Consider the following 14,348-nt stretch of genomic DNA (forward strand, 5'->3'; position numbering starts at 1 on the left):
CGCAGTTCGAACGAACCGCGTCACGCTGAGCAAATGCCTCTCCACTTAAGCGGGGCAAGTCCACCCTTCGCATGCACCGCATCCGTCATACACCCTGCATTGGCAAATCGAGAATTTTTCCTGCCGGCATAGCCAACAGGGATGATCGCCGCGACCATCACCCTGAAGAGAATGGTAAGGATATAGACGTCATCCGCGGCCGTTAGAGAATGGTATCTACCCTGAATACTCCCGTATTGACCGCCCCTGTCGCCTGTTCGTGGTCAAGCCGCCAATTCCTTGCGGATGATTTCCGCACCGGCACCCAGTGCCTTCAGCTTGCCCCGCGCGACGTCGCGCGACAGCGGTGCCATACCGCAATTGGTGGCGGGCAGAAGCTTGTCGGCGTCGACGAAGCGCAGTGCGTTGCGCAGCGTGTCGGCGACCTGCTCGGGCGTCTCGACGGTGTCGGTGGCGACGTCGATCGCGCCGACCATTACCTTCTTGCCGCGGATCAGTTCGATCAGGTCCATCGGCACGCGCGAATTCTGGCATTCGAGCGAAATGATATCGATCGTCGACTTTTGCAGGTTGGGGAAGGTTTCCTCATACTGGCGCCATTCGGAGCCGAGCGTCTTCTTCCAGTCGGTATTCGCCTTGATGCCATAGCCGTAGCAGATGTGAACGGCGGTTTCAGCCTTCAGTCCTTCGGCCGCGCGCTCCAGCGCGGCGATGCCCCAGTCATTGGCTTCGTCGAAGAAGACGTTGAACGCGGGTTCGTCGAACTGGATGATATCGACGCCGGCCGCCTCCAGCTCGCGGGCTTCCTCGTTGAGGAGGCAGGCGAATTCCCACGCCAGTTTCTCGCGACTCCGATAGTGCGCGTCGTACAGGGTGTCGATCATCGTCATCGGTCCCGGCAGCGTCCATTTGATCGGCTGTTCGGTCTGGGCGCGCAGGAAACGGGCGTCGTCGACGAAGACCGGCTTCGACCGCGAGACGGCGCCGACGACCGTCGGCACGCTGGCGTCGTAGCGGTTGCGGATGCGTACCGTCTCGCGCTTCTCGAAATCGACGCCGTCCAGATGCTCGATGAAGGTCGTGACGAAATGCTGGCGGGTCTGTTCGCCGTCACCGAGAATGTCGATCCCCGCCTGCCGCTGATCGTCGACCGCCAGACGCAAGGCGTCCTGCTTGCCCGCGATCAGTTCGTCGCCCTCCAGTTTCCACGGTGACCACAGGGTCTCGGGCCGGGCGAGCCAGGAAGGCTTGGGCAGGCTGCCCGCGGTGGTCGTCGGCAACAGGGTCGTCATGATGCAAAATCTTTCGTGTAGCTGGGAATCACAGGCCGCAGGTCGCGGACCAGCGCCGGAGCGCGGCGCCATGCGGCTTGATGACATGCTCCTCGGCAAACTTGCCCTGCCGGGCGGCGAGCCGGCTGCGCTCCTCGCGATCATAGACGATGCGGGTCAGCGAATAGTCCTGATAGGTCAGGCTCGGCCGGTATTGCTCGGCGGCTACCGAATTGGCGTTGTAGATCTCCGGCCGATAGATCTTCTGGAAGGTCTCCATCGTGGCGATGGTGCTGGCCAGTTCGAGGTTGGTGTACTCGCTGACCAGATCGCCGATATGATAGAAGGCCAGCGGCGCGACGCCGTGCGGCGGCATGAAGTAGCGCACCGTCATGCCCATCTTCGCGAAATAGGCGTCGGTCGCGGAGGAACGGCCGGTGCGATATTCGACGCCGAGGATCGGATGCGTGTTGGCGGTCCGGTGATAGACTTCCTTGCTCGACACGCTCAGGCAGATGACCGGGGCCTTGCGGAAACGGTCGCGATAGGCGCCGGAACCGAGGAACTGCTTGAACAGATTGCCGTGCAGGTCGCCAAACCCCTCCGGCGCGCCGCTGCCCCCGGCCTTGAAGTGATCCGGCAGGACGACGCTGAAGTCATAGTCCCGGACATAGGAGGAGAAATTGTTGCCGACCATGCCGTCGGTCCGCTCGCCGCGGGTCCGGTCGATAACGACCGTGTGCAGGATCTCGATCAGCGGGAAGGGTTCGGCGTCCTTGCCGGTCCGAAGCGCGGCCGAGACGATCGTCAGCTCCAGCGCGTAGCGATCCCCCGTAGGATTGTCCCAGTGCATCAGTGCGTTGAAGCGATGGTCGATCATCGCCAGCGTGTTGCGCAGATTTTCCTGCCGGCTTGTCCCCCGTGCGAGATTGGCGAAGTTGGTGGTGATGCGCGTGTTGTCGGCCGGACGATACTCCTCGTCGAAGGACAAGCTGCTGAGCGTAAACGTGAAGCCGCTATTCGTCATGACTCACCCAAGCTTTGCGGGCGGGAGGTCTGGCGAAAGCGCGCAGGGTACGGACGGGCCGGGAAGGCATCACGCCACGGACCGTCGCATCAAGCGCGATCCACCGGAGGAACCCCCGTCCGAGGAACGTTATGGCGTCGAAAGGCAGGTCTCCTGGCTCACGGGTCACTGCGGTGGCTCCGGCCTTCCCAGGCTCCTTGCGGGAACCCAGTGACACGAAATGGAGCCGCCGCTCGCCGCTTACAGTTGCGGGGGCAGCGCCGGATTCTGCCCCGAAGGACACCACCGGCTTCCCGTCTTAGCCCCATCGCCACGCCTGGGATAGGGAACCTCGACATGGGCGTTCAACACCATCGGGCTAGGACTGTCAATGATGATATAAAGATATCTTTATATGACGGTGATGTTCTCTGCGCGAAGATGGGTACGGCGATGATGACCGCTATACGGGACGACGCTCGACAATCTCTCGCGCCACGCGCGCCGTTTGTCGGTTGGCCGGCGATACGCGTTCTTTCCCGTCGCCCTTGCGCTTCGGCTGCGCTAGGGGCTTCGGCGTGGCGACGCAGGTGATTCAACAACGGTTCTCCGCGCAAAGCCCGCCGCCGCTGTCGCGGCGCCTGACGACGCTGGTGCTGGTCGTCGCGATCCATGTGCTGATCCTGTGGCTGTTGCTGCGCATCGCCCCCACGATGATGTCGCCGCCGCCGGGTGAGAAATCTCCGCTGGTCGTCGACATGCTGCCCGCCGACCGGGTCGCGCCCGCCGCCGCCCCGGCCAAACAGGTCCAGCGCAAGGCCGCCGCCGGCAGCGCCGCGACCGCCCCGCCCACCGCGACGGTGACGCCGCCGCCCGAGGTTCCGCCGCCCCCGCCGGTCCCCGCCGACCGTTCGTCCGACGTCTGGTCAAAGGTCATTCCGATGACCGGCCGCGAATTCGCACGGGCCGCCATCACCCCCGGCACCCGCAGCGCGGAGGGGGTCGGCACCGGCAGTGCGACGGGTGACAGCGGCGACGGCGATGCGGAGGCCGATACCGGCGGCGGCAGCGGTGGCGGCGAGCGCCTTTACGCCGCCGACTGGTACCGCCGCCCGACCCATACCGAGCTGGCGACCTATCTGCCCCGCCGCGCGCAACAGGGCTGGGGCGAGGTCGCGTGCCGGACCATTCCCAACAATCAGGTGACCGATTGCCGCGAAATCGGCCAGTCGGCGCGCGGATCGGGCCTGGCCGGCGCGGTGCGACAGGCGGCGTGGCAATTCCGCATCCTGCCGCCGCGCGTCGGCGGGCGGCCGCTGATCGGCAGCTGGGTCCGCATCCGGATCACCTATACCGACGCGGGCGCGGCGGTGGAGTGATCCCTGACGCTTGCCGCCATTCCGGCCTTCGCCGGAAGGACGGTGTGGGCGAGTAGGAGCGCGCGTGTCCTTGCCCTCCCCGCCCCCAGCGGCTAGTCGGCAGGCGTTTATCTCCCTTGCATGTCAGGTCGCTTCGCATGTCCGCATTGTTCCGCATCACCCTCCCCGACGGTGCCGTCCGTGAGGTGACGCCGGGCACTACGCCGGCCGACATCGCCGCCGCGATCTCGCCGGGTCTGCGCAAGGCGGCGATCGCCGCGCGGGTCGACGGGCAGGTGCGCGACCTGAACCGACCGTTCGACGGCGATGCGGCGCTGGCGCTGGTGACGACGAAGGACGAGGCCGATGCGCTCGAACTGCATCGCCACGACTTCGCGCACGTCCTCGCCGAAGCGGTGCAGACGCTCTACCCGGGCACGCAGATCACCTTCGGTCCGGCGACCGACGACGGCTTCTATTACGACTTCGCGCCCGCGCCGGGCCGTGGGCCTTTCACCGACGAGGACCTGCCACTGATCGAGGCGGAGATGCGCAAGATCATCGCGAAGGGCGAGAAGTTCGAGCGCGAGGTCGTGACCCGCCAGCAGCTGATCGACCGCTGGACGCAGCAGGGCGAGACCTTCAAGGCGGAGTGGGCCGCCGAACTGCCCGAGGGTGAAGAGCTGACCATCTACCGGCAGGGCCAGTGGCTCGACATGTGCCGCGGGCCGCACCTCGAATCGACGGCGAAGCTCGATCCGCAGGCGTTCAAGCTGACCCGCGTGTCGGGTGCCTATTGGCGCGGCGACCAGAAGAACGCGATGCTTAGCCGTATCTACGGCACCGGATGGCTGTCGAAGAAGCAGCTCGACGCGCATCTGACCCGGCTGGAGGAGGCCGCCAAGCGCGACCATCGTAAGCTGGGCGCGGAGATGGACCTGTTCCACCTCCAGTCCGAAGCGCAGGGTTCGGTCTTCTGGCACCCCAAGGGGTACATGATGTGGCGGCAACTGGAGGCGTATATGCGCCGCCGGCTCGACGCGACCGACTATCAGGAAGTGAAGACGCCGCAGCTGATGGACGCGCGGCAATGGGAACAGTCGGGCCATTGGGGCAAGTATCGCGAGAATATGTTCGTGGTGCCCGACGAAATCCCGAATACCGAGGACGAGGGCGCGATCGTCAGCGCCGATGCCGACATGATGGCGTTGAAGCCGATGAACTGCCCGGCGCACGTCCTGATCTTTCGTCAGGGGATCAAGTCGTATCGCGACCTGCCGATCCGCATGGCCGAATTCGGCTGCTGCCACCGCAACGAACCGCATGGCGCGCTGCACGGCATCATGCGCGTCCGCCAGTTCACGCAGGACGACGCGCACATCTTCTGCCGCGAGGATCAGCTGGTGCAGGAGGTTCGCGACTTCTGCGAACTGCTCGACTCGGTCTATCGCGATCTGGGCTTCACCGATTATGCAGTGAAGCTGGCGCTGCGCCCGGAGAAGCGCTTCGGGTCGGATGCGATGTGGGACACGGCCGAGGCGGAGCTGCGCGAGGCGGTGCTGTCGTCGAACCTGTCCGAGGACATCAAGGCGAAGTTCGAGGAACTGCCAGGCGAAGGGGCGTTCTATGCCCCCAAGCTCGAATTCCACCTGACCGACGCGATCGGGCGGACGTGGCAGGTCGGCACGATCCAGTCGGACCGGGTGCTGCCCGAACGACTCGACGCGACCTATGTCGGCGAGGACGGCAATCGCCACCGCCCGGTGATGCTGCACCGGGCGATCCTCGGCACGTTCGAACGCTTTCTCGGCATCCTGATCGAGCATCATGCGGGCCGCATGCCGATGTGGCTGTCGCCGGTGCAGGCGGTGGTCGCGACGATCGTGTCCGATGCCGACGACTATGCCAACGAGGTCGCGGCGGCGCTGAAGGCGGCGGGTATCCGGGTGGAAACCGACCAGCGCAACGAGAAGATCAACTACAAGGTGCGCGAACACTCGCTCGCCAAAGTCCCGGCGCTGGTCGTGGTCGGCAAGCGCGAGGCGGAGGAACGCACCGTCGCGCTGCGCCGTCTGGGCAGTCAGGGACAGTCGGTCATCACGCTCGACGAACTGGTCGCAATGCTGTCGGCGGAATCGCTGGCACCCGATCTTGCGCGGAACCTTTCGTAATCGTGCAGAATTGACTATATAGAAGTTTCGAACACTGAAGGAGCAGCACCTATCCGTCCGCCCATGATGCGTCGCCCGAATGCGCCGCCGCCGATGAACGGCCCCCGATTCAACGAGTTCATCCAGTCGCCGAAGGTCCGCGTGATCGACCATGAGGGCGAGAATCTGGGTGTGATGTTCACGCGCGAAGCGATGGCGCAGGCGCAGGAGGTCGGACTCGATCTGGTCGAGGTGTCGCCGAACGCAGACCCGCCCGTCGCGAAGTTCCTCGACGTGGGCAAGTTCAAGTACGAGGCGCAGAAGAAGGCGAACCTCGCGCGCAAGACCCAGAAGACGCAGGAGATCAAGGAGATCAAGATGCGTCCGAACATCGACGATCATGATTATGATACGAAGATGAAGAAGGTCGAGCAGTTCATCACCGAAGGCGACAAGGTGAAGGTCACGATGCGGTTCCGCGGGCGCGAACTGAGCCATGGCCAGCTCGGCATGGCGGTATTGCAGCGCGTCGCCGAAGCGACGCAGGAAATCGCCAAGGTCGAAGCCTATCCGCGCATGGAAGGCCGGCAGATGCTGATGGTGTTGTCGCCGAAATAAGCGCCGGTTGGTCTGACTTGCGGCACTGAAAAGCCGCCATGTCCTTGAGTGGACGTGGCGGCTTTTCCGTTTGTCGGGTTGCGCTGGTTTGCATGGGAGCGCTTGGGGAAGGCCCGAACGCCCGCGCGCGGTTTGATCGGCTCAAAGAGTCATCGACATAATTCGCGACAGGACCGCGCGACCATGAAGCGCCACTCGACGTCGCTGCCCGTCAGCCGGACCGTACGCTCGACGACCCGCAGCGGCTCATTCGGAAATTGGTTGGACTCATAGGAAAGTGCTGCCGTCGATGGGGTATGAACCTTCGGCACAAGTGTGCGCCCTGCCAGCGAGCGCGACCGGAAATCTTCCTGTCCGGTTCCGCTGATTTGCCAATAATAACCGCTGCCAAACCGGATGAAACGCTCGTCGGCCACCGGATTTCGGAGAATGATTTCGCCGTCTGGCGCAATCTCGGCGGCAGTGAGCAACGCGTTCAGTACTGCGTCGAGTTGCTGGTCATACTCTCGAATGAGCCGTTGATCCCCGGCGGCAGGAGTAGATCGTTCCAAAGGCTGCCACATAAGTGCCAGCAGGGTTGCCGCGATAAGGCTCATAGCGATTGCTCCCAATACCAATGGACGAATGAACGTCGATTGACCTCCACCAGCACTGGACGCGAGGGCCGGCGTCTGGGGTACGGCTTGCTGGTACCCTTCTGCCGCGTCGAGCATCTGCGCGGCTTGCAAGGAGGATGCGACACCCAGTTTCAGGCGCGCCATTTTCAGCCGCTTTTCGACCGCGTGATGCGAAATGCCCAGATCGACGGCGATCTCCTTGGCAGACTTGTGCTGGAGCCATTGCCTCAGACAGACCTTTTCCCGCTCGGTCAGCTTGGCCAGATCATTACTGCTTTCCATGTCCCGCCGGATAGGATGCGTTCATCCGCCGGGAAAGTACGGTCGTCTGGTACTTTGCCGACCGATCGGGATCATTGCTGTTCCTTACCGATGGCAGTCGGGCATCGAGGCAAGTACGCGCTTCCGTAAACCGAGGCCGGACTCTGCCGCCCCCAGTCCAGAGCATTCACACTTCCTGCAGTCTGCCGACTGGGCGAACCGGCATCGCCGCTCAATCGCCGCCGCCTCCGCCGCCGTCGCAGCCACCACCGTCGCTGCCGCAGTCCGCCGACGTGCTGGCCCCGTCGAACCATCCGCAAATGAGGTCTCCCCCGTCATCTGCCCCGGCATGGCGGAGCTTGCGACGGTGCGATGCGATCGCGACGAGGGCGATCAGCAGCACGGCGATGACCAGTACGGCCAGCAGGATCAGGTCCATAACCCGATCCTGCTGCAATCCCCATCGATTCGCAAGGGATTACGCGAAGGCGCTGAAATCCTTGCCTGCCGCCGCGTCGAGCATCCGTCGTTCGAGCGACTTCAGCCGCAACTGGCCGGTGATGCGGTCGCCGGTCAGGTCGGTAACGTAGAAGGTGTCGACCGCGCGTTCGCCATAGGTGGCAACGTGGGCGGAGTGCAGCGTCACCTTCGACTGGAACAGCGCCTGCGCCAGATGGTGGAGCAGCGCGGGCCGGTCGCGGGCATTGACCTCGATCACGGTGAAGCGATTCGACGCGGCATTGTCGATCAGGACGTTCGGCTCGATCGGGAAGGCATCGGCGCGCGGGCGGGACAACGGCTTGGCGGCCAACCGGTCGGTCAGCTTCATCCGGTTGGCGAGCGCATCGGCGATGGTGGTCTTCAGCCGCTGCAACTGCCCCGCTTCGTCGAACGGACCGCCGAGCGGATTCTGGACGAGGAAATTGTCGAGCGCCATGCCGGTACGGGTCGTATGGATGCGCGCATCGATGATGTTGCCGCCCGCCGCGTGGATCGCCCCGGCGATGCGGTAGAACAGCCCCGGATGATCGGCGGCATGGACCGTGACGACGGTCGCGCCGCGATCCTCGTCGACGCTGGTTTCGATCGTCAGGCGCACGTCGCCCGCCTGATCGACCATCCGCGCATTGGCGGCGATCACGTCGTCGGGCTCGGCGATCCAATAGGCGGGCGGCAGGTGCCGGACATAGGCCGCCAGCGTATCCTTGTCCCAACCCAGCGTCTCACGCAGCCGTTCCTGCTTTTCGGCGATGCGTTCGTCACGTCCGCGCTGCTTGTGGCCCAGGCGCAGCACTTCCTCGGCGGTTTCGAACAAGGTGGTCAGCAACTGCCGTTTCCACCCGTTCCACGTGCCGGGACCGACCGCGCGGATATCGACGACGGTCAGGACCAGCAGCATGCGCAGCCGCTGCGGCGATTGCACGACGCTGGTGAAGTCGAGGATCGTCTTAAAGTCACTAAGGTCACGCTTGAACGCCGTTGCCGACATCAACAGGTGATAGCGGACCAGCCATGCGACCGTCTCGGTCTCGGCCGGGGTCAGGCCCAGCCGGGGGCACAGTCGTTCGGCGACTTCGGCACCGAGGATCGAATGATCGCCGCCACGCCCCTTGGCAATGTCGTGGCACAGCACGGCGACGAACAGCGCGCGCCGCTGGACGATGCCGCCGAACAGGGCGGTAGACAGCGGGTGCTCCTCGCGACAGATGCCGCGTTCGACCTGCGACAACAGGCCGATCATGCGGATCGTGTGCTCGTCGACGGTGTAATGGTGGTACATGTCGAACTGCATCTGCGCGACGATGCGGCCGAAATCGGGAATGAAGCGGCCAAACACGCCGCATTCGTTCATCCAGCGCAGCACCAGCTCGGGATCGCGCGGGGACGTCAGCACGTCGAGGAACAGCTGGTTGGCGCGGGGGTGCGAACGAACATGCGCCGCCATACGCGCGTCACGCGATGCCGCGCGCATCGCCAGCGGATGGATTTCCAGCCCGTGCAGATCGGCAAGCGCGAAGATTTCGATCAACCGGACCGGGTCCTGCGCGAAGAAATCGTCCTTGGGCAGCGCGAGACGCCCGCGGTCGAGGACGAAGCCGTTCAACCGCCGCGGCCGCCGCCGCAGCCGCGGGAAACCGAACCGGCTGCCCCGCGCGGCATAGGTTTCGTCGAGATGGCTGAGGAACATGCCCGTCAGGTCGCCGACCCGCTTCGCCTGCAGGAAATAATATTGCATGAAGCGTTCGACGCGCGATTTGCCGACCCGGTCGCTATAGCGCATCCGCGTCGCGATCTCGGTCTGCACATCGAACGTCAGCCGTTCCTCGGCCCGGCCGGTGATGAGATGGAGGTGACAGCGCACCGCCCACAGGAAATCCTCGGCCCGATTGAACTTGCGCAATTCGGGCGCGCTCAGCAGGCCGACCCGCACCAGATCGGCGGCGCGGCGGACGTTATAGGCGTATTTGCCGATCCAGAAGAGGGCGTGCAGGTCGCGCAGCCCCCCCTTCCCCTCCTTCACATTGGGTTCGACGACATAGCGGGTGTCGCCCATCCGCTTGTGCCGGGCATCGCGCTCGGCCAGTTTTTCGGCGATGAAGGTGCGCGCGGTCCCGTCCTGCACCTCGTTCTTGAAGCGCTGCGCCGCCTCGGCATAGAGCGTCGTATCGCCCCACACATAGCGCGCCTCGACGAGCGCGGTGCGAATCGTGACGTCGCCCTTCGCCTGCCGCACCATCTCGTCGAGCGAACGCGACGAATGGCCAACCTTCAGCCCCAGATCCCACAGCGCGTAGAGGATCGATTCGATGACCTGTTCGGACCATGGCGTCTGCTTCCACGGCGTCAGCACGCCGATATCGACGTCCGAATGCGGGGCCATTTCCCCCCGGCCATAGCCGCCGACCGCGATCAGCGTCATCCGTTCGGCCGCGGTCGGATTATGGTTCGGGTGGACGTGTTCGACGATGAAGCCGGTGAGCGCGACGAGGATCGCGTCGGTCAGATACGCATAGGCGGCGGACGTCTCCAGCCCGTGGCTGGGGTTGGCATTCAGTCGCCGTTCGATCTCCGCCCGGCCACGCACCATCGCGTCGCGCAGCACGGCCGTCGCGGCACGACGCAGTGCCGTGCCGTCCTGACCGCCGGTGCAGAGTGCCGCGAGCGACGCCGCCAGCACCGCCGGCTCAACGATCGCCTCCGGGTGGACGATCCGTTCGAACCGGGGCGGCGTGGCCAGGTCGGGCCGAACCGTGTCGCTCAGGCGCCGCCCTCCGGCGTCTTGGCCACGCCGACCAGCGCCGGCCGGAGCAACCGGTCGCGAATCATGTAACCGGTCTGGATTTCCTGCACGACGGTGCCCGGTGCGACGTCGTTCGACGGCACTTCGAACATCGCCTGATGCTTGTTGGGGTCCAGCGCTTCGCCGACCGCCACCATCTTGGTGATGCCGTGACGGCCGAAAATGCTTTCCAGCTCGCGCCCGGTCGCTTCGAGGCCGACGATCAGGCCCTTCAGCCGGTCGTCGCCGCGCAGGTCGTCGGGGATCGCCGACAGCGCGCGCGACAGATTGTCGGCCACCGACAGGATGTCGCGCGAGAACGCGGTCGCGGCATAGGCGCGGGCGTCGGCCACTTCCTTTTCGGCGCGGCGGCGCACATTCTGCAGATCGGCACGGGCGTACAGGGTTTCGGCCTGCGAATCGGCCAGCTTCGCTTCGAGGTCGGCGAGGCGATCCGCTTCGGCGACTTCGGGCGCGGCCTCGGCGGTGGCTTCGCGCAGGTCGTTCGTATCGTCGTTGGCGGGAGTGTCGTTCATTCCGGTCTCTTCTTGTCCTGTCAGCCGAGCAGCCGCGTCAGGGTCGCGGCGGTGAAATCCACCATGGGCACGACGCGCGCATAGTTCAACCGGACAGGCCCGATCACGCCGACGACGCCGACCACGCGCCCGTCCAGCGCACGGACCGGCTTGGCGATGACCGACGATCCGGTCAATGCGAACAATTTGTTTTCCGATCCGATGAAGATGCGCGCGGCATCGCCGTCCTGTGCCGATTCGAGCAGGCGGGCGATCTCTTCCTTGCCCTCCAGTTCGTCGAGCAATTGGCGCACGCGGTCGAGATCGTGGGCGGCGGCGGGATCGATCAACCGGGCCTGTCCGCGCACGATCAGCACCGGGCGATGCCCGCCATCCTCGCTCCACATCGCCAGACCAGCCTCGACCAGCGCGCGGGCGGTCGCATCGAGTTCGGCGCGTTCCTGCCCGATCTCGCGGAGGATGTGCGCGCGGGCCTCGCTCAGGGTCAGGCCCGACAGCCGCGCCGTCAGGTAATTGCCCGCCTCGACCAAAGCGGTGACGCTGGTCCCGGTCGCGACATCGAGCACCCGGTTTTCGACCGATCCGTCGGCCCCGACCAGCACCGCCAGCGCGCGGGTGCCCGACAGCGGCACGAACGACACTTGTTTGAGCACCGGTTCGCGCTTGGGAACCAGCACCACGCCGGCACTGGCGGACAGGCCGGACAAGGCAGCGGCGGTGCCGGCCAGTGCTTCCTCGACCGGGCCGGCGGTATCGGCCTGCGCCTCGATCGTCGCGCGTTCCTGCGCGGAGGGCTCCATCGCGTGCATCATGCCGTCGACGAACAGGCGGAGACCCGTTTCGGTCGGCATTCGCCCGGCGCTGACATGCGGTGCGGCGAGCAGGCCGGCTTCCTCCAGATCCTGCATCACCCCGCGGATCGATGCGGGCGAGAGGTTCAGGCCGGACAGTTGCGCGATGGTCCGCGACCCGACCGGCGCACCGGTCGACAGATAGCTGTCGACCACGATCCGAAACACGTCGCGGGCGCGGTCGGTCAATTCATGGATCGGTTGGGCCATGGGGGGAATGTAGGGTGAACTCCGCTCGCGGAAAAGCATATCCTCCCTGCTCGCGGGGAAGGGGACCGCGGCGAAGCGGTGTGGAGGGGGTTGGCCCACGCACCGCAGCCGTTCCGATTGCCGCGCTCCCCCTCCACCAGCTTCGCTGGTCCCCCTCCCCGTGCCGGGGAGGATTTAGTTTGCCTCGATAAAAGCCCGGATGGGCAACTCATTCGGCGCAGAGCGCAGCGCCTCGTTCATCCGCTGATCGCGCATCCGGCAGCCATAATAGAAGGACAGATGCTGCGACGCGCCTGACAGTTCGTTCCAGCGGACATCGACCGCGGGCATGTCGGTCGGCGCATTGTCGCATCCCGGCTGGCCCGGCTGGACCAGCCGCTCACCCTGCTGCGGACGGTATGGCTGCAGTTTCGCGGCGAACGCGCGATACTTGCCCGGCGTCGCCCTGAATTCGCGGGTGCCGACCACCTTCGTGAAGCGCCGCCCCTCGAACACGCCCGTTCCATCGGGCTGGATCGTCACGCGGTACACCGGACAGGTGCCGAAGCACGGCGACGTCTCATAGCTGATCGTCTCCCGCTCGATCGCGACCGGTGCGGTTTCGGTGGTCGTATTGCCGACCGCCATGACGCAGCCCCCGAGCATCGGCAGCAGTCCCAAGGCAATGATCTTCATGAAGTGGCTCCCTGTTGCGGACCCGTCGTTCCGGACCCGTTACAGCGGCGTACCGCGCGGCGACTGGCGCGGCGATGAACGGACGGCTAGGACTTCACGAAATTTCAGGAGATTCCCATGCGCCCATCCGGCCGCGCCCCCGACGAAATGCGCAGCATCACGATCCAGACGAACTTCACCCGCCATGCCGAAGGATCGTGCCTGATCGGATTCGGCGATACCAAGGTGCTAGTCACCGCATCGCTCGAGGAGCGCCTGCCGCCATGGCTGCGCGGCAAGGGCGAAGGCTGGGTGACGGCGGAATATGGCATGCTCCCCCGCGCCACCCATACCCGCAGCAGCCGCGAGGCGGCCAAGGGCAAGCAGTCGGGCCGTACGCAGGAAATCCAGCGGCTGATCGGGCGATCGCTGCGCGCGGTCGTTGACCTGAAAGCGCTGGGCGAGCGGCAGATCACGCTCGATTGCGACGTGATCCAGGCCGATGGCGGCACCCGCACCGCGTCGATCTCCGGCGCGTGGGTCGCGCTGCGGCTCGCGGTCGACGGATTGATGCGTGAGGGCAAGCTGGAGGTTGACCCGATCAGCCGGCAGGTCGCGGCGGTCAGCTGCGGCATCCATCAGGGTACGCCGGTGCTCGACCTCGACTATATCGAGGATTCGGCCGCCGATGCCGATGCCAATTTCGTGCTCACCAGCGATAACAACATCGCCGAGGTACAGGCCACCGCCGAGGGCGCATGCTATGACGAGGAGGCGCTGTTACGTCTGCTGCGGCTCGCCCGCATCGGCTGCGGCCGGATCTTTGCCGAACAGCTGCGGGCGACCGGCCGATGAGCGGCGAGGGCAAGGACCGACAGGCGATCCGCAAGTTACAACCGGGCAAGCTGGTGATCGCCAGCCATAATCCCGGCAAGATCCGCGAGATCGCGGCGCTGCTCGGACCATATGGCGTCACCCCGATCTCGGCGGGCGAGCTCGACCTGCCCGAACCGGAAGAGACCGGCACGACCTTCGTCGCCAATGCCGAGCTGAAGGCGTTGCAGGCCGCCGACCTGTCGGGCCTGCCAGCACTGGCCGATGACAGCGGGCTGTGCGTCGAGGCGTTGAACGGCGAGCCGGGCATCTTTTCGGCGCGCTGGGCCGGGGCGTCCAAGGACTTCACCGCGGCGATGCGGCTGGTCGAGGACCGAATGCAGGCGACCGGCCCGGATCACAGCCGCGCGGCGCACTTCGTCTGCGCACTGGCGCTCGCATGGCCCGACGGTCATGTCGAATGGTTCGAAGGGCGCGTCGACGGCAAGCTGGTCTGGCCGCCGCGCGGGGAGCATGGCTTCGGCTATGACCCGATGTTCGTTCAGGACGGCATGGACCAGAGCTATGGCGAGATCGATCCCGATCACAAGCATTCGATCAGCCACCGTGCCGATGCCTTTGCGCAGTTGGTGAAGGCGGTGTTCTGAGAGGCTGTTTGAAAACGCGCGGTTGCGCGTTTTGCGGTGCCGGCCCGCGCCCCCC

General features: G+C 65.4%; 13 protein-coding genes and 1 riboswitch. Of the genes, 5 read left to right on the forward strand and 8 right to left on the reverse strand.

Going from position 1 to position 14,348, the window contains the following annotated elements; genetic code table 11:
- Positions 1–263 precede the first annotated feature (263 nt).
- Both ASE91_RS06390 and ASE91_RS06395 read right to left on the reverse strand, forming a co-directional pair.
- Positions 264–1,292 carry a methionine synthase gene (locus ASE91_RS06390; protein WP_056623990.1) on the reverse strand — a complete coding sequence of 343 codons (1,029 nt, stop codon included), beginning with the start codon at positions 1,290–1,292 and terminating at the stop codon, positions 264–266.
- A gap of 28 nt (positions 1,293–1,320) precedes the next feature.
- The gene (locus tag ASE91_RS06395) at positions 1,321–2,298 is read right to left on the reverse strand and encodes a putative oxygenase MesX (RefSeq protein WP_056623995.1); all 978 of its coding nucleotides are present in this window, start codon (positions 2,296–2,298) and stop codon (positions 1,321–1,323) included.
- A 126-nt stretch (positions 2,299–2,424) separates the two neighbouring features.
- Positions 2,425–2,648, reverse strand: a riboswitch (cobalamin riboswitch).
- Positions 2,649–2,855: 207 nt separating this feature from the next.
- Here ASE91_RS06395 and ASE91_RS06400 point away from each other — a divergent pair.
- From ASE91_RS06400 to infC, 3 genes are all read left to right on the forward strand, one after another.
- Positions 2,856–3,656 (forward strand): hypothetical protein, encoded by an 801-nt coding sequence (locus ASE91_RS06400; protein ID WP_056624000.1) that lies wholly within the window; start codon positions 2,856–2,858, stop codon positions 3,654–3,656.
- A 137-nt stretch (positions 3,657–3,793) separates the two neighbouring features.
- Positions 3,794–5,806, forward strand: coding sequence for a threonine--tRNA ligase (thrS, locus tag ASE91_RS06405; RefSeq protein WP_056624003.1), 2,013 nt, complete (start codon positions 3,794–3,796; stop codon positions 5,804–5,806).
- 63 nt (positions 5,807–5,869) lie between these two features.
- Positions 5,870–6,403 carry a translation initiation factor IF-3 gene (infC, locus tag ASE91_RS06410; protein ID WP_055758887.1) on the forward strand — a complete coding sequence of 178 codons (534 nt, stop codon included), beginning with the start codon at positions 5,870–5,872 and terminating at the stop codon, positions 6,401–6,403.
- Between the two features lie 149 nt (positions 6,404–6,552).
- On the opposite strand, the gene ASE91_RS06415 is transcribed toward infC, so the two are convergent.
- From ASE91_RS06415 to ASE91_RS06440, 6 genes are all read right to left on the reverse strand, one after another.
- On the reverse strand, positions 6,553–7,302 hold the full coding sequence (locus ASE91_RS06415) for a helix-turn-helix domain-containing protein (protein ID WP_056624006.1): 750 nt from the start codon (positions 7,300–7,302) through the stop codon (positions 6,553–6,555).
- 211 nt (positions 7,303–7,513) lie between these two features.
- Positions 7,514–7,720 carry a hypothetical protein gene (locus tag ASE91_RS06420; protein ID WP_056624009.1) on the reverse strand — a complete coding sequence of 69 codons (207 nt, stop codon included), beginning with the start codon at positions 7,718–7,720 and terminating at the stop codon, positions 7,514–7,516.
- A 39-nt stretch (positions 7,721–7,759) separates the two neighbouring features.
- Positions 7,760–10,459, reverse strand: coding sequence for a [protein-PII] uridylyltransferase (locus ASE91_RS06425; protein WP_235530358.1), 2,700 nt, complete (start codon positions 10,457–10,459; stop codon positions 7,760–7,762).
- An 80-nt stretch (positions 10,460–10,539) separates the two neighbouring features.
- A complete protein-coding gene (locus ASE91_RS06430; RefSeq protein WP_056002486.1) occupies positions 10,540–11,097 on the reverse strand; it encodes a nucleotide exchange factor GrpE in 558 nt (185 codons plus the stop codon).
- 20 nt (positions 11,098–11,117) lie between these two features.
- Positions 11,118–12,158: a heat-inducible transcriptional repressor HrcA gene (gene hrcA, locus ASE91_RS06435; protein WP_056624015.1), complete on the reverse strand. Its 1,041-nt coding sequence runs from the start codon at positions 12,156–12,158 to the stop codon at positions 11,118–11,120.
- Positions 12,159–12,332: 174 nt separating this feature from the next.
- Positions 12,333–12,833, reverse strand: coding sequence for a DUF6438 domain-containing protein (locus ASE91_RS06440; RefSeq protein ID WP_056624018.1), 501 nt, complete (start codon positions 12,831–12,833; stop codon positions 12,333–12,335).
- 117 nt (positions 12,834–12,950) lie between these two features.
- Between ASE91_RS06440 and rph the strand changes: the two genes are divergently transcribed.
- Both rph and rdgB read left to right on the forward strand, forming a co-directional pair.
- Positions 12,951–13,667 (forward strand): ribonuclease PH, encoded by a 717-nt coding sequence (gene rph / locus ASE91_RS06445; RefSeq protein WP_056002477.1) that lies wholly within the window; start codon positions 12,951–12,953, stop codon positions 13,665–13,667.
- On the forward strand, positions 13,664–14,293 hold the full coding sequence (rdgB, locus tag ASE91_RS06450) for an RdgB/HAM1 family non-canonical purine NTP pyrophosphatase (RefSeq protein WP_056624021.1): 630 nt from the start codon (positions 13,664–13,666) through the stop codon (positions 14,291–14,293). The genes rph and rdgB overlap by 4 nt, the downstream gene beginning before the upstream one ends.
- Positions 14,294–14,348: the final 55 nt, after the last annotated feature.

Source organism: Sphingomonas sp. Leaf62, assembly GCF_001421915.1.
Classification (GTDB): domain Bacteria; phylum Pseudomonadota; class Alphaproteobacteria; order Sphingomonadales; family Sphingomonadaceae; genus Sphingomonas.